General features: G+C 70.0%; 20 protein-coding genes. 12 read left to right on the top strand and 8 right to left on the bottom strand.

The features are described from left to right. Positions 1-62 precede the first annotated feature (62 nt). Both MX571_RS09735 and MX571_RS09730 read left to right on the top strand, forming a co-directional pair. Complete coding sequence (locus MX571_RS09735; protein ID WP_247415977.1) at positions 63-716, top strand: HAD family hydrolase; 654 nt, start codon at positions 63-65, stop codon at positions 714-716. A gap of 51 nt (positions 717-767) precedes the next feature. Next, the gene (locus MX571_RS09730; protein ID WP_247415975.1) at positions 768-1,493 is read left to right on the top strand and encodes a guanosine phosphorylase; all 726 of its coding nucleotides are present in this window, start codon (positions 768-770) and stop codon (positions 1,491-1,493) included. Here the strand turns inward: MX571_RS09730 and MX571_RS09725 are convergent. Continuing rightward, on the bottom strand, positions 1,480-1,974 hold the full coding sequence (locus MX571_RS09725) for a COG1361 family protein (protein ID WP_247415973.1): 495 nt from the start codon (positions 1,972-1,974) through the stop codon (positions 1,480-1,482). The genes MX571_RS09730 and MX571_RS09725 overlap by 14 nt on opposite strands. A gap of 95 nt (positions 1,975-2,069) precedes the next feature. Here MX571_RS09725 and MX571_RS09720 point away from each other — a divergent pair, with 95 nt between their 5' ends. Continuing rightward, the gene (locus MX571_RS09720; RefSeq protein WP_247415971.1) at positions 2,070-3,527 is read left to right on the top strand and encodes an HPP family protein; all 1,458 of its coding nucleotides are present in this window, start codon (positions 2,070-2,072) and stop codon (positions 3,525-3,527) included. Positions 3,528-3,646: 119 nt separating this feature from the next. Further along, positions 3,647-3,919, top strand: coding sequence for a hypothetical protein (locus tag MX571_RS09715; protein WP_247415968.1), 273 nt, complete (start codon positions 3,647-3,649; stop codon positions 3,917-3,919). Between the two features lie 39 nt (positions 3,920-3,958). Here the strand turns inward: MX571_RS09715 and MX571_RS09710 are convergent, their stop codons facing one another. Beyond that, complete coding sequence (locus tag MX571_RS09710; protein WP_247415965.1) at positions 3,959-5,137, bottom strand: NAD-binding protein; 1,179 nt, start codon at positions 5,135-5,137, stop codon at positions 3,959-3,961. Positions 5,138-5,234: 97 nt separating this feature from the next. Here MX571_RS09710 and MX571_RS09705 point away from each other — a divergent pair, with 97 nt between their 5' ends. Genes MX571_RS09705 through MX571_RS09695 form a run of 3 tightly spaced genes read left to right on the top strand, consistent with a single transcriptional unit; the run spans position 5,235 to position 7,942 of the window. Then, the gene (locus tag MX571_RS09705) at positions 5,235-6,461 is read left to right on the top strand and encodes a DUF8167 domain-containing protein (protein WP_247415963.1); all 1,227 of its coding nucleotides are present in this window, start codon (positions 5,235-5,237) and stop codon (positions 6,459-6,461) included. Beyond that, positions 6,458-7,633 carry a DUF8167 domain-containing protein gene (locus MX571_RS09700; RefSeq protein ID WP_247415961.1) on the top strand — a complete coding sequence of 392 codons (1,176 nt, stop codon included), beginning with the start codon at positions 6,458-6,460 and terminating at the stop codon, positions 7,631-7,633. Before MX571_RS09705 ends, MX571_RS09700 begins: the two co-directional genes overlap by 4 nt. 30 nt (positions 7,634-7,663) lie before the next feature. Beyond that, positions 7,664-7,942: a ubiquitin-like small modifier protein 1 gene (locus MX571_RS09695; RefSeq protein ID WP_247415958.1), complete on the top strand. Its 279-nt coding sequence runs from the start codon at positions 7,664-7,666 to the stop codon at positions 7,940-7,942. A gap of 28 nt (positions 7,943-7,970) precedes the next feature. Here the strand turns inward: MX571_RS09695 and MX571_RS09690 are convergent, their stop codons facing one another. Next, entirely contained in the window at positions 7,971-8,822 is an 852-nt protein-coding gene (locus MX571_RS09690; protein WP_247415956.1) for a hypothetical protein, read from the bottom strand. 133 nt (positions 8,823-8,955) lie between these two features. Between MX571_RS09690 and MX571_RS09685 the strand changes: the two genes are divergently transcribed. Further along, positions 8,956-9,420 (top strand): hypothetical protein, encoded by a 465-nt coding sequence (locus tag MX571_RS09685; protein ID WP_247415954.1) that lies wholly within the window; start codon positions 8,956-8,958, stop codon positions 9,418-9,420. 35 nt (positions 9,421-9,455) lie between these two features. On the opposite strand, the gene MX571_RS09680 is transcribed toward MX571_RS09685, so the two are convergent. Next, complete coding sequence (locus MX571_RS09680; protein WP_247415952.1) at positions 9,456-10,373, bottom strand: GNAT family N-acetyltransferase; 918 nt, start codon at positions 10,371-10,373, stop codon at positions 9,456-9,458. Continuing rightward, positions 10,370-11,668, bottom strand: coding sequence for a Glu-tRNA(Gln) amidotransferase subunit GatD (gene gatD / locus MX571_RS09675; RefSeq protein ID WP_247415949.1), 1,299 nt, complete (start codon positions 11,666-11,668; stop codon positions 10,370-10,372). Before gatD ends, MX571_RS09680 begins: the two co-directional genes overlap by 4 nt. A gap of 193 nt (positions 11,669-11,861) precedes the next feature. Here gatD and MX571_RS09670 point away from each other — a divergent pair, with 193 nt between their 5' ends. The 3 genes from MX571_RS09670 (at position 11,862) to MX571_RS09660 (ending at position 13,540) form a co-directional block, all read left to right on the top strand. Further along, a complete protein-coding gene (locus MX571_RS09670) occupies positions 11,862-12,140 on the top strand; it encodes a hypothetical protein (protein WP_247415946.1) in 279 nt (92 codons plus the stop codon). A 53-nt stretch (positions 12,141-12,193) separates the two neighbouring features. Then, positions 12,194-12,661 carry a DUF8526 domain-containing protein gene (locus MX571_RS09665; protein WP_247415944.1) on the top strand — a complete coding sequence of 156 codons (468 nt, stop codon included), beginning with the start codon at positions 12,194-12,196 and terminating at the stop codon, positions 12,659-12,661. A gap of 162 nt (positions 12,662-12,823) precedes the next feature. Further along, entirely contained in the window at positions 12,824-13,540 is a 717-nt protein-coding gene (locus MX571_RS09660) for a DUF2270 domain-containing protein (protein ID WP_247415941.1), read from the top strand. Positions 13,541-13,592: 52 nt separating this feature from the next. Here MX571_RS09660 and MX571_RS09655 read toward each other — a convergent pair whose 3' ends face one another. The 3 genes from MX571_RS09655 to MX571_RS09645 form a co-directional block, all read right to left on the bottom strand. Next, a complete protein-coding gene (locus tag MX571_RS09655; protein WP_247415938.1) occupies positions 13,593-14,273 on the bottom strand; it encodes an ArsR/SmtB family transcription factor in 681 nt (226 codons plus the stop codon). Positions 14,274-14,387: 114 nt separating this feature from the next. Further along, positions 14,388-15,350 (bottom strand): hypothetical protein, encoded by a 963-nt coding sequence (locus tag MX571_RS09650; protein ID WP_247415936.1) that lies wholly within the window; start codon positions 15,348-15,350, stop codon positions 14,388-14,390. A gap of 84 nt (positions 15,351-15,434) precedes the next feature. Further along, positions 15,435-16,133 carry a DUF1405 domain-containing protein gene (locus MX571_RS09645; protein ID WP_247415933.1) on the bottom strand — a complete coding sequence of 233 codons (699 nt, stop codon included), beginning with the start codon at positions 16,131-16,133 and terminating at the stop codon, positions 15,435-15,437. Between the two features lie 144 nt (positions 16,134-16,277). On the opposite strand from MX571_RS09645, the gene MX571_RS09640 reads away from it, so the two are divergent. Further along, a complete protein-coding gene (locus MX571_RS09640) occupies positions 16,278-16,634 on the top strand; it encodes a DUF5802 family protein (RefSeq protein WP_247415931.1) in 357 nt (118 codons plus the stop codon). The last annotated feature ends 11 nt before the right edge of the window (positions 16,635-16,645 follow it).

The raw sequence follows: 16,645 nt of genomic DNA, 5'->3' as shown, positions 1-16,645 counted from the left end.
AGCGGAGACGGCAGTTCGACGCGAACAGAGGAGTACCACGAGAACGCGACGGCGCACCTGCAGTGACCCCCACCGACCGAGGGTACCTGTTCGACCTCGACGAGACCCTCGTCACCTACGACCCGAAACCGGCGGGCATCTTCCACGGCGTCTGTGCCGACTACGGACTCGCCGCGAGCGACGACCTGCTGGCGACGTTCGGCGAGGCGATTCGCGAGCGCTCCGCGTCGTTCCACCCCGACCCGTTCCTCGCGGCGATGCGCGACGTCGTCGCGACGCACGACCTCTCGGTCGACCCGGAGCGACTCACCGCCCACCTCCTCCGGGCGGAGATAGCCGCGATGTCCGTCCCCGACGGTGTTCGCGAGACGCTAGCGACGCTCGCCGAGCGCCACCCGGTCGGCGTCGTGACCGGCGGTCACGGCCCGGTCCAGCGCCGGAAACTCGACCACGCGGGCCTGTCGTCGAGCGTCGACCTGCTCGTCTCACCCGTCGAGACGCGAGCGTTCAAACCGGACCCGGCGCTGCTCCGACTCGCGGCAGAGACGCTCCCCGCCGACCGGTACGTCGTCGTCGGCGACAGCGTGGAAGGCGACCTCGAACCGGCGCTCGAACTCGGGTTCGACGTGGTGCTCGTCGGCGACGAGGACGACCGAGCGACGGTCTGTGTCGACTCGCCCACGGAACTCAGACGGCTCCGGGAGTCGTTCGACTGAGTCGCTACGGGAAGCCGTCGTACTTTTCAGCCCCGCCGGAGAGTCCCGGACATGGCCAAACAGCCCCACATCCTCGCCGAGGAGGGCGACGTGAACGATATCGCACTCATCCCCGGCGACCCGGGTCGCGTCGACCGCATCGCCGGCCACTGCGAGAACGTCGAGACCGTCGCCGAGAACCGCGAGTACAAACTCGTCAACGCCGAGTTCGAGGGGCGCGAACTGACCATCTGCTCGACCGGCATCGGCTGTCCCTCCGCGGGCATCGCGGTCGAAGAACTATCGCGCGTGGGCGTGGAGACGTTCATCCGCGTCGGGACGACCGGGGCGCTCCAGTCGGACATCGAGATCGGCGACATGGTCGTCGCCACGGGCGCGGCGAAGAACGAGGGGACGAGCAAGCGCTACGAGTCCGTCGAGTACCCCGCCGTCCCGGACTACGACGTCCTCACGTCGCTGGTCGAATCCGCCGAGAACAACGACGAGGAGGTCCACGTCGGCCCAATCGCCTCCGACGACGCGTTCTACGCCGAGACCGACGAGTACGTGACCGACTGGGAGGACGCGGGCATCCTCTCCGTCGAGATGGAGGCGGCGACCGTGTTCACCCTCGCCCGGCGGAAGGGCCTCCGTGCGGGTGCCATCTGCACCGTCGACGGTAACCTCGTCGAAGGGACCCAGAAGGGCGAGACGGAGGGCGAAGAGCTGCCCGAGAAGGCGAAGAACAACGTCGAACGCGCCATCGACATCGCGCTGACGGCGACTACCGAACTGTAGCCGTAGCGCCCATTTCTCGGGGGCTCTCGTCCTCCGTGACGCGTATCACGACCGTCTCGGTCGTCCCGCTCTCGTGGCTGTGGTTCCCGTCGTCCCACGCCGTGACCGTGAACCGGTAGTCGCCCGGAGCGGCCGACTCGGAGATGTCGAACCGGAACGTCGCGTCCACGTCGGTCGGGGCGTCCCAGAGGTGGTACGGCGGCAGCGTGTCGACCTGTGCGGACTGCCGGGGCGAGAACGACGACGACTCGACCGTGACGGCGTCGTGGTCGCCGGGCCAGGCCGAGACGTTCGCGGGAGCGACTCTGAGCTCGCGGACGGCCTCGAAGGACGCCGACGCGGAGACGGAGCCACCGGAATCGGCCGTGTACACCGACCCGTTCGCGGTCTCGGCCACCGGCGCTGTCTCTGGAGAGCCGACTCCCGAGACACAGCCAGCGAGCAGGCAACAGCAGACCAGCAGGGCGTGGAGGGTACGCATGCGCCCACGTTCGTGTCGTCCGGCATACGTGTTCGGGTCGTGACCTCCCTCCGGGGAACGAAACGCACATACCCGACGCCCGTTGCACTCAGAGCATGCGCGGCGAGGGGGTACGTGACGTCCTGCGGCGGATTCACCGCCGCGAGCGACGGGAGTTGCGCGAACTCCGGGTGTGGCTGGAGACGACCCGCAACCTCATCCACGTCTCCGCGCTCGTCTTCGTTCCGCTGTTGCTGGCGCTGGTCACCGGTCTGTCGAACGCCATCGCGCAGTTCTCGTTCTTCCTGTTCCCGCCGCTGGCGTCGGGGACGTACGCGCTGTTCGCCGACCCGACCGGGAAGCACTCCTCGCCGGTCAAGTTCGTCGTGGGGCTGACGCTCGGAGCCGTCTGCGGACTGGTCGCCTTCCACGCGGGAGCCCTGTTCTACCCGGAGAGTCAGATGTCCGTCCACGCCGGGAGCGCCGCCCTCGCGGTGTTCCTCACCGGGGCGGTGACGTGGGCGCTCGACGTCGAGGTGCCACCGGCGTTCTCCTCGGCACTGCTCATCCTCGTTACGAACGGCGCGCCGGGGTCGCGGGTGCTGTACGTGCTGAGTATCGCGCTCTCCTCGATGGTCGTCGCGGGCGCGTTCGTCCTCTGGCGACGGGAGGTGTACGCCGAACGCGCCCAGTACCTCTACCAGTCGACGAAGGGCGACGACCACGTCCTCGTCCCGATGCGCGGTCCACACACGGACGCGACGGCGATGCTCGGGGCGCGACTCGCGGCCGCCCACGACGCGGGGAAGGTCGTCCTGCTGGACCTCGTCACCGACGAGGCGGTGGCCGACGCCGAGCGAGAGTCGGCCGAGCGGGGCGACGAGACGGTCGCGACCGACGGCGGGCAGGAGAGCGACTCCGAGGACCCTGAACAGCGAGTCGCCGCCCGCGCCGCGACGGACCTCGAAGCGCGGGCCTCGGCGATTCGGACGCGGGTGGGCGTCCCCTGCGAGGTGGTCGTCGCCAGCGAGGGGGCGAACCCGGCGTCGACGATATTGCGGACCGCACACGACACCAACTGCGACCTCATCGCCGCGTCGTACGAGACCGAGGGCGTGTCGCTCTCGCCGTACATCCGCGAACTGTTCAGAGGCGACGTCGACGTCCTCGTCCACCGGTCGTGCGACGGCCGGACGCGGTGGAACCACGTGATGGTCCCCGTCCGGAAGGCGGGCGACGTCGCCCACGAGATGCTCGACTTCGCCGCTCGCCTCTCCGGTCGCACGGGCCGGGTCGCGGTCTGTCACTGCATCGAGAGCGAGGAGAGTCGCCGCGAGGCCGAGACGATGCTCCGAGACCTGGTCGAGACCGTCAGTGCGGCGGTCGAGACCCGCATCTCCCGGTCGGACATCGCGCAGTTCCTGGAGTCGAACGCCCCGAGTTACGACCTCGTCATCATCGGCGCGAGCCAGGAGCGCTCTGCAGCCTCCCGGTTCATCTCCCGCCCCACCTTCGAACGGGTCCGGGACCTCGACGCCGACGTCGTCATCGTCGACCGCAACTTCAAGTACTGACCGTCGGGCGGTCCGTCCCACCGACTTCACGCCGGTCCCGGCCCGTTGCAGACCGTTTCACCTGTCGAACTGACGGAACGTTCACTGCTATTGATTGTCCGAGCGGCGAGAACGCCGACATGGAGTTCCGGTGGGAGGCGCTGACGCTACGCGGGTCGGACGGACGAGTCGAACTCAGGCTGGTGCGGACCACCGGAGCGGTCGAGGTGGCGATGGTCCCGTACGACGGGTCGAACGGCACGCGCTACGTCGTGGAGGTGCACCGCGAGCGCGACGGTCGGTGGCGAACCGCGCGGACCGTCGGCACGACGGACGACTACTCGACAGGGCTGGCGATGGCTGTCGACGCCGTCATCGACGTGGAGTGCGGGCCGTCGGGCGCGGGCCGGTGAGCGAGCACCGTCGAGACGGCGGGCCGCGTCGTTGCGAACCTACTCCCGGAGCACGCGCGCCGCGATCTGCTCGGTGTCGATACTCCCCGACGCCGACAGCGCCAGCAGGTGGCCGCCGAGGACGGCCGGACTGATGACGGTGTCCGCACCGGCGCGCTTCAGTTTCCGCTGGTTGTCCGCGTCCGTCGCGGCCGCGACGATGCGGACGTCCGGGTTGAGCTCCCGCGCGGTGAGCACGGCGAGGGCGTCCTGTGCGTCGTCCTCGGTGGCGGTGATGAGCGCCCGAGCGCGCTCGATTCCGACGGCGTGGAGCGGTTCGTCGCTGCTCGGGTCGCCGGTGTAGACGTCGATGTCGCGTTCCCGGAGCGCGCTGGCGCGTTCGGGGTGGCGCGTGATGACGACGAACGGTATCTCCTGGCGGTCGAGTTCCGATACGATGGGTTCGGTCAGGTCGCTGAAGCCGACCACGATGACGTGGTCGTCCAGCAGTTCGAGTGATGAGTCGGTCATGGTGCCGAGGGCGCTGGCGAAGCGGGCTTCGATGGCGGGACCGAGCAGGGTCCCGAGGGCGGCGGTGAAACTGGCGATGCCGACGACGAGGTACGTGAGCGTGAACAGGCGGGCGACGTTCGACCCCGGGACGGGCGTCACGTCGCCGTAGCCGACGGTGCTCGCCGTGACGACGGCGAAGTAGAACGCGTCGACGGGAGCGTCGATGGCACCCCGTACGAACTGCTCGCGCAGGAACCAGGCCCCGGCGGTGCCGTAGGCGAGGCTCCCGACGAGAGCGCCCAGGGCGGCCTGCTGGCTCGTCGTCAGCCAGTCCTGGCGGTCGAACGCCGAGCGGTTGAAGTAGACGCCCGGAATCGCCGCGAGCGAGAGCACGACGAGCGGTACCGAGTACGCGCTCACCAGCAACACGCCCTGCAGTGCCGACAGCGGGAGCAACAGCAACGCCGTGTACCAGCCCGCCTCGAACCGGTGGCGGAGCAGGTACGCCGTCACGAGGAGGAGGAACCCCGTCAGGACGGCTGTGAAGGCGACGGTCGTCTTCACCGCCTGCGGGACCACACCCGCGAGCGCCACCCCCAGGTCGAGAGCCTCCAGGCCGATGGCGGCCAGTCCCGTGACGAACGAGATGACGGCGGTGACGGTCACCAGCAACAGGGCGAACCGGACCCGGAACAGCCGTGACCCGATCCCTCGTTCGTCGGCCATACCTCCGTCTGGTGGTTCGAGGACAAAAGCCGTCCCCTTCACCGACCCTCTCCTCGTGGTTCGTCAACGCTTTGCCGTCCGGTTCCAAGGGCCGTGCATGGCAGCGCTCCCAGTCGAACTCCTCGTGGGTCTCTATCTCGGGCTGCTCACGGGCGTCATCCCGGCGCTCATCTCGTGGGTGCTCGGGTTCACCGTGCGCTACTTCACCGGCATCACCATCCCCGGCTTCGCGGTGGTGGTCCTCGGCCTCGCCGTCGCGGGCGTGCAGGGCGGGTTGCTCGCGCTCTCTGACGCGAGCGTGCTCGCCGGTGGCGAGCGCATCGCCGTCGCCATCGTCGTCATCGTGATGATGACCCTCTACGCCCACGCCAAGGGCGACGAGATGGCCGCGACGTTCCCGCGACGCGTCTCCCTCCGGGCGCTCCGCGACCGGACGCTCTCCTCGGACCTCGTCGAACGCGTCGGCGGCGACGCCCGCGTTCGGGTCCGCGGGACCGTCGACGACATCGAGGGCTACCCGCCGCTCGGTGCCGACCTCCGGGCGCGGGTGGCCGACTTCGCGACCACACTGCCCGCGGACCTCCCGGTCGGGGAACTGGAGACGCGGTTCGCCGACCGCCTGCGCGCCGAGTTCGACCTCGCGGAGGTCACCGTCGCGCTCGACGAACGCGGCCGGGCGAGCGTCGCCGCCGCGCCGCCGCTGTCGGGCCTCTCGAAGCGCGTCCCGGACGGGATGCGAGCCGTCAGCGTCGACACGCTCGTCCCCTCCGGGCTGGCACCGGGCGACGAGGTCCGCGTTCGGACCGGGGACGGGAGCGTCGAGGCGACGGTGCTCGGCGTCCCCCTCGCGCCGGTACCGTCGGACGACCACGGGACGAACGGAGACGACGATACGGCCGACGCGACGCCCGACGAAGCCACGGACGAGTCCCCACCCTCGACGCCTCGTTCGGTCGAGGCGGTCGGCGGCGAGGGTCGGGTGACGCTCGCCGTCGCCCGGAGCGACGCGACGACGCTGCTGACCGCGGAGCGACCGTCGCTCGTCGTCACCGCCCGCGGCGAGCGCCGCGAGTTCGAACTCCTCTCGCTGTTCCGTCGCGCCGGTCGGCGCGTCCGTCGATTCGCCGTGGGCGGGGACCTCGCTGGCGCGTCGCTCGCCGACGCGGGCGTCCGCGAGCGCTACGACGTGGAAGTGCTCGCGGTCCGCCACGACGGTCGCTGGCAGTTCGCTCCCGAGGGCGAGACCACGCTTGCGGCGGGCGACGAACTGTACGCCGTGGGGACCGGGTCGGCGCTCACCCAGTTCGGAGAGGTCGTGTCGTGATCAACCCGACTTCGCTCGTCGGAGGGGTCGCTCCGCTCGCTCAGGCCCAGTTGCAGGCGCTCGCCGACGACGTCGTCCAGCTGGTCCTGCTCGCCAGTCTCGTCCTCGCCTGTGCGGTGGTCGCCGGTGCCGTCGGCGGCGTCTACCGCTGGTACGCCCGGTCGCAGGTGCCGGACGGTCTCTCGATACTCGCCGGAATCAGCGTCGCCGCCATCGGTCTGAACACGAAGGCTGCGCTCGGCGAGGCGATGACCGAAGCGGGGGATATCGTCGTCGATGCAGTGCTCCTCAACGTCGGGACGTTCCTCGCGGCGACGCTCGTCGCCTTCCTCGCTGGCCGGGCGGGCGACCGCATCGCTCGCGCGGTGTTCGACGACGCGCCCGACGCACGCGACATCGTCCGAGCCGTCGGCCGCCAGATATCGGTCACGCTCCCGCAGAGCATCGACGACATTCCCAACCACGACCGGGTACCCCCGGAGACGAAGACGCGCCTCGAAGGCACCTCGTTCGGCTTCCCGCGACGGCTCACCGTAGAGGAACTGCGCCACCGGCTGGTCGAGCGACTCAAGAGCGACTACGAGGTGGGCCACGTCGACGTCGACCTGACGCCCGACGGCACCGTGGAGTACCTCGCGCTCGGCGGCCGCGCGGCGGGCATCGGGCCGACGCTCCCGCCGGGACAGGCCGCCGTCGCGATTCGCGCCGACCCGTCGAGCGCGGCGAGCGCGGGCGACCTGGTCCAGGTGTGGGACCCGCCCGAACACGTCGTGACCGGCGAACTCCGGGACGTCGCGGGCGACGTGGCGACAGTCGCGCTGGACGACGCAGACGCCGACGCGCTCGACGGCGAGACGAGCTACCGGCTCGTCACGCTCCCGTCGCAGGTGCGGGTCGACCGCGAGTTCGCCGCGCTGTTCCGCGCGGCCGAGGAGACGCTGGCCGTCCTCGCCGTCGCCGAGGGGAGCGCGCTCGTCGGGCGCACTGTCGGGTCGCTCCCCGCCGCCGTCGTCGCCGTCCGGGCGGGCGACGGAGCCGTGACGACGCTCCCCGACCGGTCGCGGACCGTCGGCGCTGGCGAGTCGCTGTTCGTCGTCGCCCGGCCGGACGTCCTCCGGAAACTGGAGTCGACCGACGGCGTCGCGACGCCGTCGCCTGCGACGACTGAGTAGGTTCTTCAGCCCGGACCGAGTAGTCCGGGTATGCGCTGGAAGCTGTTCGCCAACCTCGCCGAGACGGCGGGCGAACGCGAGACGGAGGTCGACGTGGAACCGGGGGCGACGCTCCGCGACGCCCTCGACGCCCTGTTCGACCGCCACCCCGAACTCCGCGAGCAGGTCACCGACGACGACGGGACGCTCCACGACCACGTCCGCGTCCTCCGGAACTCGACCGACCCGTTCGTCGAGGGCGAGGGCTACGAGACGACGCTGGAGGCGGACGACGAACTGGCGATGTTCCCGCCCGTCTCCGGCGGGTGAGCGAGGGAGACGGCCGACCGGCCGCGCGTCACTCCTCGCGCTCCCGCTCGAAGCGCCGCCCGTAGATACGCTCGAAGTTCGGCGCGTCCGAGTATCGGGTCTCCATCGGGACCGTCGAGAACGCCGCGGTCCCCGCGGGTGGCCCGGACCTCGGGAGCGTCGAGAACGCCGAGGGGTTCCGGGAGGTCGGGCGGTCGACGCGACCGGTCCGGGCCTCGTGGTCCTCGACGGTGGCGGCGATACGGTCGCGCGCATCGAGGATGTCCGAGCGGACCTCGGCGACGGCACTGCTCACCGTCTTCTGGACGACGAGTTGCCGCCCCTCGTCCGTCTCGGAGAGCGAGGCCGCCACCTCGACGGCGGCCTCGTGCTCCGCGGCGTCGTTGGTCGCCTCGGCCTCGCTGGAGTCGTCGCGCTCCGCCTCGGACGCGGCGTCGTCGCCGTCGTCCCCCGAGAGCGCGTCGGTCACGTCCGCCACCTCGTCGCCCAGGTCGCGGCTCCGCCGCCAGCCCTCGCGGACGTCCGTCGACTCGACCACCCGGGGAGCGTCGACGACGTCGGAGAGGTGCTCGTAGGCGATAGCCGAGCGGTAGTCGCCCGTCGTCAGCGCCTCGAGCAACCCCGCCGGGTCGACGAGCGTCGGGAGGCGCTCGACGTCCACGGCGTCGAGGACTGTCGCCGGGTCCACCGTCTCGAGCAGCGGCAGGAGCTCCTCGACGACGTCGACCAGTTCGTCGAGGAGGCCGTCGTCACGGCGCTCGTCGGCCAGTCCGGCGAGCGCGTCGGCGGCACGTTCGACCAGTCGCGCGACGGTGGCGGCCGTCGGGTCCGTCGAGGAGTCGTCGCCTGGCTGGGTACTCGATGCTGTCGTCGGGGTCACGGAGAATCGACGCTACTAGGCGTGCCGCGGCAATGAACACGGACGTTGCAGATTCCGTCTCGCCCCGGACGTCACTCACATCTCCGTCTCAGCAACAGGTGGTTTCTTGTCGTTCGGGAGAACGCTCAGTGGTATGTCCTGGCTCGCCCGAACCTCCGTCGAACGTCCCTACGTCCTCGGGTGGGTGCTGTTCTGCTGCTGGCTGAACGGCTGGCTGGCGACGGGCATCGTCAACGTTCTCGGCGGCGAACTCCCGATGGTGCTCGTCGGCCGCGGCATCCCGCGGACGCTCTACTTCAACCTGGCCAGTCTCGGGGCGCTGGCCGCCTTCGTCGCTCTCACCTACGCCGAGGTGCGCCTGCTCCGACGCGTCCTCCCGCGACTCGACAGCGGGCGCGACACCCGTCGCACGCGACGCCTCACCGCGGTGGTCGGGGTGCTGGCGCTCCTCGCCGTACCGGTCGTCACCGAGACGCTCGACGTCGACCCGTTCACCGTCGTCGTCCTCGGTGTTCCCCCTGTGCTGCTGGTCGCCGAGGGAGTGCTCGTCGGCGTCGTCGGGTCCGCCGGCGACGGGCCGACGCCGGACGCCGGCTAGCGAGAAGGAGGCGGTGGCAGTCGACACCCGTCGGCCTACCAGTCGGTGAGGTCGGCCGCCATCACGAAGTCCGGTTCGTCGGAGACGCCGGCGCGAGCGTACGCCGCGTCGGAGACGTGGTAGGCCGTCTCGGGAATCAGGACCCGCGTGCGGTCGGCGTCCACCGAGGCGGCGTCGCGCTGGACGGCCGCGAACAGCGACCGGGCGTGGTCCACGCTCTCCCACGCGCCGACGCCGTACTCCGCCCAGGTGACCTGCTCACCCTCGTCGTTCGGGCGGTCGTAGGTCCGGGTCCGGTAGGCCATCCCGCGCAATCCCTCGTCGTGGACCGCGAAGACGGCCGTCTCGTCGGCCGCCGTCGCGAGTTTCTCTGGGGTGAGTTCCGAGACGGCCCACGACTCGTTCGCGTCCAGTGCCAGCCCCCGGAGGTGGTCGCGGGCGTGGGAGTCCGTCCAGTAGCGCCACGCGGCGGTCGGGTCGTCCGTCACCTCGTGGTCGCTCTCGGCGTCCGGGTCCGGGTCGGGGTGCGCCCAGCGGAACTCCGTCCCCGGTTCGAACCCGGCGGCCCGCGACTGACCGAGTCCGGCGACGTTCCACGAGAACACCATGTTCCGGCAGACGGTGGCCCCGGCGTCGGCCGCCCAGTCGAACAGGCCGTGTGTCAGGTCGAGGCTGACGCCGTGGCCCCGGTAGTCGCCGTTGACGCGCATCCCCTGTGCCCACGCCTCGTCGTCGCTCAGGAGGACGCCCTGACAGATGCCCGCGACGTCCTCGCCGTCGTTCACGTCGAGGACGAACGTCCGCTGGCGGTCGCCGTCGCCCGCTATCCAGTCGTCGTAGACGTGCTGGATGTAGTCCTCGGCCTCGCGGTCGGCCCACGTGTCCTGCGTGAAGGCGACGACGTCGTCCCGGTCCTCGGGGCGGGCCTGTCGCAGTTCGACGCTCGTGCTCATGTCCACGGCACCGACCGGGGAGTCACCTCGCCGGCGACGGGTCGCGCCATCGCGGCCGCCGGGTCGTCGTCGTTCGCCAGCGTCCACATCAGCTTCACCAGCGCCGTCTCCGGGAGCACGTCCTCGCCCTCGACGACGCCCGCGTCGAGCAGGTCGCGACCGGTGTCGTAGACGCGGTCACAGACCCGGCCCTCGACGCACTGGCTGGTCATCACGACGGTCGTGCCGTCGTCGACCAACTCCTCGATGCGCTCGATGAACCCGGTGTGGACGTGCCCGAGACCCGTGCCTTCGAGGACGACGCCCGCCTTCCCCTCGCAGACGTCGAGGAACGCCGGGTCCATGCCGGGGACGAACTTCAGCAGTTCCACGTCCGTCTCCAGGTCGTCGTGGAGCGCCAGGTCTCGCTCGTCGCGCTCGACGTGCGGGCGGCGGAACGACACGGCATCACTCGCCTCCGCGCCGTCGTGGTCGCCCAGTTCGTCGCCGAGGCGCGCGTAGTCGACCTCGCCGAGCGGTCTCGACCCGACCGTCTCGAAGGCGTCCCGGCGGGAGGTGTGGTTCTTCCGGACGCGCGTGCCGCGATGCAGGGCACAGCGGTCGTCGGACTCGGTGGCGTGCATGCAGAGCAGCACCTCCGCGCAGTCGCTCTTCGCGGCCTCGACGGCGCAGACCGCGTTCATCACGTTGTCCGAGGAGGGGCGGTCGGCCGAGCGCTGACTGCCCGTGAAGACGATGGGGACGGGCGTGTCGAGCATGAACGACAGCGCACTGGCGGTGTACTGCATCGTGTCCGTGCCGTGCATCACGACGACGCCGTCCGCGCCCGCCTCTATCTCCTCGTACACAGCGTGAGCGAGGTCCTGCCAGACGTCGGGCGTCATGTTCTCCGAGAGGATGTTGGCGACGACCCGACCGCGGTAGTTCGCCCGGCCCGCCAGATCGGGGACGGCCCGGAGGACGTCCTCGGCGTCGAACTGGGCGGTGACCGCGCCGGTTCGGTAGTCGACCGTCGAGGCGATGGTCCCGCCCGTCGAGATGAGCGAGACGGTCGGCAGGTCGTCGTCGAACTCGATGCTCGACCCGTCGCCCGACTCGCTCTCGCCGACGCTGTAGACGTCGGACTCCAGCACCGTCACCTCGCTGTCTGCGCGGTCGATACCGACGTTGTAGCCGCCGTCGAGTTTCACCACCACCTCCGTCTCCGTCGAGGAGGGGAGCAGGATGCCCTCGTAGACGGCGTCGCCCGTGGCGTCACCCACGCGGTCGACCCGCACGCGGTCTCCAGGATTCATGGACGCGAGTTCCCGCCGCCCCGACTTCAAATCGACGGTAGCGGGGAGCGCGCTGGCCGTCGAACGTCGTTCGGCGAACGACCGGAGAGCATCACGGTCGTTAACGGGGGCTACAGGCGTAGCGCTGTGAGGGCGTGACAGATGACCACCTAAAGCCCGGACGCTCCTCACGTTGTGTCACCGAGCGAGGGGTATGCCCTGGCAAGATCTGATATTCACCGCCGGTTCGTTCGTCGCAATCCTCTCGCTCGCCCCAACGCTCACCGACGTCCGCTCGTCGGTACCCCGGACCACGAGCGTCCCGAGCGCCGTCATCGCGCTGACCTACACACTCGCGTTCGTCACGCTCGGCCTCACCTTCTCGGCGCTCGGGTCGCTCGCGACGGGCACGCTCTGGGTCGCAATCGCCCTCCGCTGTTCGACGGACGACGACAGCCACCGACCGCAGACAGCGACCAACCCCGCAGACTGAGGGACACCCGAACCGGCAAAAGAGCCATTGCCCCACACGACAGAGCAGTGTACATGTCCAGCACCGACGAACTCCTCCGCGAGATCGAGTCGGAGGACACCTCCACCCGAACCACGTCGTCGGACGCCCCCGCGAGCGACACCCGGAGAGCGCGCGCCAAGGAGCGCGCCGTCGGCGTCTTCTCGCCCAAGCACTTCGTCAGCGCGCTGCTGTTCATGGCCGGTGGGTTCGTCCTCGGCGGGTTCGTTCCGCTGCTCCCGGGCGTCGTCGGCATCCTCCTGGCGGGCTTCGCCTTCGGACTGGTCAGCAGCGGTCGACGCTACCTCGAGACGGGCATCGCCGGAGGTATCGTCTCCGCCATCGGGTTCTTCCTGTTCAACCCCGCCGCGTTCGCCATCGGTCTGGCGAACGGCCCGCAGGCCGCCCTCGTGATGGGCGGCATCGGCCTCCTCGCGGCCGTCGTCGGCACCTACTTCGGCCGCGACCTGAAGTCCGGCCTCACCGCGGACATCGGCGAGTAGTCCGGCACGGCAGACGCACGTCTCCGCCAGAGTTCGACGACACGGCACCGCGAGACCTCCCGTCGTCGGTCGCTGCTGTACGGGGTCGTGAGACTCCGTTCCGGCCGACGCTCCCGCCGACCGCCGGGAAGTGGCTTCTCCGCCGGTCGCCACCTGTTCGGCATGGGCCACGACTCCACTCGCGCGGACGGCGCGGCCGACGACCCCGACGAGGAGGTGGCCGCGGACGTCGCCGACGACGCCGAGGCGTTGCTCTCGGCGCTCCCCCACTACTACCGGGGCGAGGTCAGCCAGGCGAACACCACGCTCGACCGTATCGACCAGACGACGAACTGGGCAATCACCCTCATCGCCGCTCTGCTCTCCATCGTCTTCTCGTCTGACGATATGCCCGCGTACCTGCTGCTGGTCGGCCTGGTCGTCCTCGGCGTCTTCCTCGTCTACGAGACGCGCCGGTACCGCTTCTACGACCTCTACCGGGCGCGCGTCCGGATGATACAGGAGAACGTCTTCGCGAACGTCCTCGACCCGGTCGGTGCCCAGCACACGGCGTGGCGCGAGGAACTCGGCGAGGACCTCCGCTACCCCACGTTCAAGGTCTCGAACTGGGAGGCGCTCTCCCGGCGCATCAGGCGCATCTACGGACTGCTGTTCGGCGTGCTGGGCATCTCGTGGCTGGCGAAGGTCACGCTGTTCGCGGGTGACGGGCGCTGGCTGGAGGCGGCGGCGCTCCCCGGTGTTCCGGGTATCGCCGTCACGGCGTTCCTCGGGGCGTTCTACCTCGGCCTCGTGGCGCTCGCGGTGTGGCCGAGCGAGCGCGAGGCGAAGGGCGAGATTCACGGGGAGCGACCTGGGGAGTGGAAGGAAGCGGACGAGTGACCGCGGCGCGAGCGCTGGCACGTGGTCCTGTCAGCGCCGTCGCCGACAGCGCTCAGCCGACGAGCGACCAGCGCCCGTCGTCCTCGGCGACGACGCTGTGTTCGGCGAGTCGCTGGAGCGCCTCCTCCGCGAGTTCCGTCGGCGCGTCGGCGCGGTGGGCGACCTCGCTGGCCGTCTCCGCGCCGTTGGCGAGGGCGGCGAGAACCTCCGCGTAGAACCGGGTGTCCGCGCCGCCCGGTGCGCCGAGCGACGGCGTCTCGCCGACCCGGTCGGAGATACCGTCCATCACCTCGGTCAGTCGGCCCTGTACCCAGCGCTGGGCCATCGAGAGCTCGCTCGACAGGCGCTCCAGGCGTTCGAGTTCGCTGGCGAGTTCCGCGAGCTGTGCCGCGTCGTCGGGCGTCGTACACTCGATGGTCACGTACTGACACCGCGACATGTCCAGTCCTCGACTGGCTGGGTACGCCGACTTCGCGCCGAACCCGTACGGCGAGACGTTGACCTCCAGACGGAGGTTCCGGGCGATGGAGAAGTACTTGCGGCGCTGGTCGTCGACACGGGACTCGACCAGTCCGGCCTCCTCCAGTCGTCGGAGGTGGTCGATGACGGCCTTCGGGCTGACCCCGATGTACTCGCTGATCTCGGTGACGTAACACGGTTTCCGCGCGAGAAGTCTGAGGATGCGTCGACGGTTCTCGTTGCCGAGTAAATCCAGCAACGCCGCGGAGTCCATTACCCGAGGTTAGTCGTAGACGGGGAAAACGGTATCGGGCCCGAGCAGGGACGCCGACGAGTCGGACGACCCCGACCCACCGGCACCGTTCGACGGCGGACTGCCACCGTTCGACTAGTTACCAGCACCGTCCGACGCCTGGTTTCCGCCGTCCGCAGGCGGCCCACTCCCGTTCGACGCCTCACTGGAGCCGTTCGACTGTCGACCGGGGTCCGTCGGAACGCTCGCGGCGTCGGGTGTCGTCGTGCCGACCGACGACGGGCCGTTACCCGGCCCACCGCCGTTCTGCCCGGCGCTCGCGCCACCGCCGTTCGAACTTGCGCCCCCGTCACCAGGGTTCGAGCCGGCGGCACCGCTACCGTCGCCGGGGTTGGACGCACCGGTGCCCTTCCCGGACGTGGGCGCACCGCTGCCGTTTCTGGAGGTAGACGCACCCTCGCCGGGGTTCGACCCGGACGCGCCGTCGCCGCTGCCGTTCGACTGGCCAGACGCACCCTGAGTCGGTCGTGCGCCGTTGCCGCCTGCGGCGGAGGTACCCGGCTCGCCGTTCCCCGGCGGGTCGGGGTCGGTCCCCCCGTCGAGGACCGGTGACGCGGTCGGTTCGGCGAGTCCGCGGACGCTCTCGCGCAACTCCTCGAAGCCGGGGGGCGAGGAGCCGGTGCGGTTCGTGAACTCGCCGACGTCGACGACGCTTCGCTCCAGTGCGTCGACGCGAGCGGCGGCGACGCTCCGGTCGACGGTCCGCTGTGCGCCCTCGCCACGGTCCGCCGCCTCGACGCTCTGCTCGACGTCGTCGAGACGCTCGGCCAGGTGTTCGGCGCGTCGGTCGAGGAGTCGCTGCCGGACCGACTCGTTGGGTGCGTTCGCCAGCGCTGCCGAGAACATCTGCCGGTCGACCTCCCCCGCGGCCTCCACGGAACTCACCTGCATGAACGAGGAGACGCTCGTCCCGAGGCTCGTCTCGTTGGTGGCCTGCGCCGACGGAGACTGGACCGCGGGTGGGGCACCACCGCTCGTCGGTGCTGCGAGTACGACGAGCGCCAACACGGAGAGTACGAGGACCCACTGCCGGTTCATCGACAGGAGCTGAGACCCCTAGGAGTATAACACTGTCACACTGTTCGTATCGTTCAGACCGTCCACGGCGACACTACGGACGGGTTAACGGCCCTCGGAACCGTCAGTACCAGTCCGGGTGACAGTTGCAGGCGCGTACCGGTCGAAGGCCCGGACAGCTAAGAGCATCGTAACCCCGGTCGTGGCGACGGTGAGCAGCGGGAGGAGCAGTCCGGGTTCGTATCTGAGCGGTGGGTAGATGTCACAGCGGCCCAGCGGCGACCCGAGGACACAGCCCGCCGTCTCGCTCAGCCCGTAGTCCACGAAGTCCCCGAGGAGCATGACCACCAGCGCGAACGCGAGCGCCCCGCGCGTCGTCCGCCCGTAGTGGGGGATGAGGTACGCTTCCCCGACGAACGCGAGGTGGGTGAGGATGATGCCGAAGTACGCCCACACCTCGGGGAAGTACAGCGAGAACCGGAGGTTGAGCGCCAGGGCGGTCCACAGGCCGTACTTGACGAGCAGGGCGAACGCGAGCGTGTGGAGGTACGCCAGCGGCAGGTTCATCGGCGCGTCGCGGAGCCTGCGGCCGAGGTTCGGGAGCAGCGTCGCCACCGAGAGCGTGGCGACGAAGACGGCCGTCGGGGAGTCGGCGTACAGCGGCCACGCGAACGTGTTCACCGCGGGCATCGACGCGACGTAGTACTTCACTCCGACCAGCACGGCGGCGACGTTCGCCACGAGCAACCAGACGAGACTGGGCGCGTTCGAGAGGTAGTACTCCGCCCAGCGCTCGGGTATCATACCGAGTCACGCGGCGCGGCCGGTGAAAGCGGTGTCGTCTGACGCAGACCGGCCGCCGGATTCGGTTCTCCGCCGTGATTATCAGAAACGCGAACCCTGCGGGGAAGGTTTATGCCACACAATGACAAACGTGGTTTCGTACCGATGTTCGAACAGTTCTCAGTCGGATACTATCTCGGACGGCTGTACGTCGAGCCGTACGAGGGCGACCGGCCAGCGATCAGTCGACTCGACCACGAGCAGGTAGCACGACAGCTCTACGAACCGGACGCGACAGGGGCGGCGTCCGACCCCGTCGCGGACGGGAACCAGCCGCTCGTGATGAAACTCGGCACGCGTCACCTCGCGGTTCGCGGCCGCGACGAGGTGCCCGACCGGACGCTGGCCGTCCCGTTCGACATCGTCGAGGACGGGAGCTACCCCGACCTCAAGGAGGTGTTGCTGGCGAAAGCGCCGCAGGCGGAACGGCTCATCGAACTCGGCGCTCCCGTCGGTATTTAACCCCCCGCTCC

It is taken from the genome of Halomarina salina (assembly GCF_023074835.1).
Classification (GTDB): domain Archaea; phylum Halobacteriota; class Halobacteria; order Halobacteriales; family Haloarculaceae; genus Halomarina; species Halomarina salina.
This window is presented reverse-complemented; position numbering and strand designations above follow the sequence as displayed.

Coding starts and splice junctions, on each gene's coding strand:
- MX571_RS09680 (WP_247415952.1), bottom strand. CDS start 10,373: ATGAGCACGAGCGTCGAACTGCGACAGGCCCGCCCCGAGGACCGGGAC.
- MX571_RS09640 (WP_247415931.1), top strand. CDS start 16,278: ATGTTCGAACAGTTCTCAGTCGGATACTATCTCGGACGGCTGTACGTC.
- MX571_RS09710 (WP_247415965.1), bottom strand. CDS start 5,137: ATGGCCGACGAACGAGGGATCGGGTCACGGCTGTTCCGGGTCCGGTTC.
- MX571_RS09665 (WP_247415944.1), top strand. CDS start 12,194: ATGTCCAGCACCGACGAACTCCTCCGCGAGATCGAGTCGGAGGACACC.
- MX571_RS09645 (WP_247415933.1), bottom strand. CDS start 16,133: ATGATACCCGAGCGCTGGGCGGAGTACTACCTCTCGAACGCGCCCAGT.
- MX571_RS09725 (WP_247415973.1), bottom strand. CDS start 1,974: ATGCGTACCCTCCACGCCCTGCTGGTCTGCTGTTGCCTGCTCGCTGGC.
- gatD (WP_247415949.1), bottom strand. CDS start 11,668: ATGAATCCTGGAGACCGCGTGCGGGTCGACCGCGTGGGTGACGCCACG.
- MX571_RS09705 (WP_247415963.1), top strand. CDS start 5,235: ATGGCAGCGCTCCCAGTCGAACTCCTCGTGGGTCTCTATCTCGGGCTG.
- MX571_RS09650 (WP_247415936.1), bottom strand. CDS start 15,350: ATGAACCGGCAGTGGGTCCTCGTACTCTCCGTGTTGGCGCTCGTCGTA.
- MX571_RS09670 (WP_247415946.1), top strand. CDS start 11,862: ATGCCCTGGCAAGATCTGATATTCACCGCCGGTTCGTTCGTCGCAATC.
- MX571_RS09655 (WP_247415938.1), bottom strand. CDS start 14,273: ATGGACTCCGCGGCGTTGCTGGATTTACTCGGCAACGAGAACCGTCGA.
- MX571_RS09660 (WP_247415941.1), top strand. CDS start 12,824: ATGGGCCACGACTCCACTCGCGCGGACGGCGCGGCCGACGACCCCGAC.
- MX571_RS09720 (WP_247415971.1), top strand. CDS start 2,070: ATGCGCGGCGAGGGGGTACGTGACGTCCTGCGGCGGATTCACCGCCGC.
- MX571_RS09715 (WP_247415968.1), top strand. CDS start 3,647: ATGGAGTTCCGGTGGGAGGCGCTGACGCTACGCGGGTCGGACGGACGA.
- MX571_RS09685 (WP_247415954.1), top strand. CDS start 8,956: ATGTCCTGGCTCGCCCGAACCTCCGTCGAACGTCCCTACGTCCTCGGG.
- MX571_RS09730 (WP_247415975.1), top strand. CDS start 768: ATGGCCAAACAGCCCCACATCCTCGCCGAGGAGGGCGACGTGAACGAT.
- MX571_RS09695 (WP_247415958.1), top strand. CDS start 7,664: ATGCGCTGGAAGCTGTTCGCCAACCTCGCCGAGACGGCGGGCGAACGC.